Origin of the sequence: Herpetosiphon sp., from assembly GCF_003512625.1 — a bacterium.
GTDB lineage: Bacteria > Chloroflexota > Chloroflexia > Chloroflexales > Herpetosiphonaceae > Herpetosiphon > Herpetosiphon aurantiacus.
Genome location: NZ_DOPT01000094.1, coordinates 163889 through 165527 on the forward strand (window position 1 = coordinate 163889; position 1639 = coordinate 165527).

Here is a 1639-nt window from a genome sequence, read left to right on the forward strand (position 1 = left end):
CTCGCCCGCCGCAGTGGGAGAGGGGCTGGGGGTGAGGGAACGGAGAGTATTTTAAGAATCGACGCAAGTCAAAAGCCGCTAGTCTAGCAATCGTCGTCATTCCTTCAGCAGCCCACTCTCACTAGCAAGGTGGGAGTGGGCTGCTGAACCATAAAAGGTATTATTCAGCAATTTGTTCCAAGGCAGCCTGCACAAAATCGCGGAACAATGGATGTGGGTTGTTTGGACGCGATTTGAATTCAGGGTGGAACTGCGAAGCCACAAACCATGGATGGTCGCGCAACTCGACAATCTCGACCAAACGGCCATCAGGCGAGTGGCCACTAATCACAAAACCAGCGGCTTCCATGGCTTTACGATATTTGTTGTTAAACTCAAAGCGATGGCGATGGCGTTCCAAGGCTAATTCACGGCCATAGGCTTTGGCAGCCTTAGTATCGGGGGCTAAAATACATGGGTAAACCCCCAAGCGCATCGTCCCACCCTTATCACTAATATCCAATTGATCGGGCATAAAGTCGATCACTGGCAGTTTGGTGTTCGGGTTAAACTCGGTTGAGTTGGCATCGGGCGCATTCAAGGCAAAGCGAGCAAATTCAATCGTGGCACATTGCATGCCTAAACAAAGCCCCAAGAAGGGAATTTTGTTTTCGCGAGCATAGCGCACAGCCCGAATTTTGCCCTCGACCCCACGATAGCCAAAGCCGCCAGGCACGATAATCCCTTGGACATCGCCAAGCATGGTTACAGGATCAGCCACTTCAAGCTCTTCTGAAGAGACCCATTTGATATCAACTTGAATATCTTGGGCCCAACCAGCGTGGCGCACCGATTCAGCCACACTCATATAGGCATCGCGCAGTTCAACATATTTGCCAACAATCGCCACCGTGGTATGGCGTTTGGGTTGTTTGATACGTGCAACGAGTGAGCGCCATTCATCGAGCTGGACTGGCTGAGCAGCCAAAGCCAAGCGTTCGATAATTAAATCGCCTAAGCCTGCTTCCTCAAGCACCAACGGCACTTCATAAATCGAATCAACGGTAGGCAGAGCTACCACAGCCTCGTTGGGTAAATCAGCAAACAGAGCGATTTTCTCACGCATATCATCATCAACTGGCAAATCGGAGCGACACAACACCACGGCTGGCGAGATACCGACGCGGCGTAATTCGGCGATTGAGTGTTGGGTCGGCTTGGTTTTGAGTTCGCCACTGGCTTGGAGATAAGGCAACAAGGTCACGTGAATATACATCACGTTATCGCGGCCCACATCTTTTTTCATTTGTCGAATGGCTTCGAGGAAGGGTAAACTTTCGATATCGCCAACCGTGCCGCCAATTTCGACAATCACCACATCAGCATTGGTATTCTTGGCTACCAAAGCGACGCGGCTTTTAATTTCGTTGGTGATATGCGGAATTACTTGAATCGTGCCGCCGAGGAAATCGCCACGGCGCTCTTTTTGAATCACTGAAGAATAAATTTGGCCGGTTGTAATGTTGTTAACGCGGGACAAATTTTCATCAATAAAGCGTTCGTAGTGGCCCAAATCGAGGTCGGTTTCAGCCCCATCTTCGGTCACAAAGACCTCGCCATGTTGGTAAGGCGACATCGTACCAGGGTCAACATTGATATA

1 protein-coding gene is annotated in these 1639 nt (G+C 50.2%); it reads right to left on the reverse strand.

Features of this window, described 5'->3' with window-relative positions:
* Positions 1 to 160: 160 nt before the first annotated feature.
* A partial coding sequence (gene pyrG / locus DEF47_RS20990) for a CTP synthase (protein ID WP_287045327.1) occupies positions 161 to 1639 on the reverse strand: 1479 nt, incomplete at its 5' end.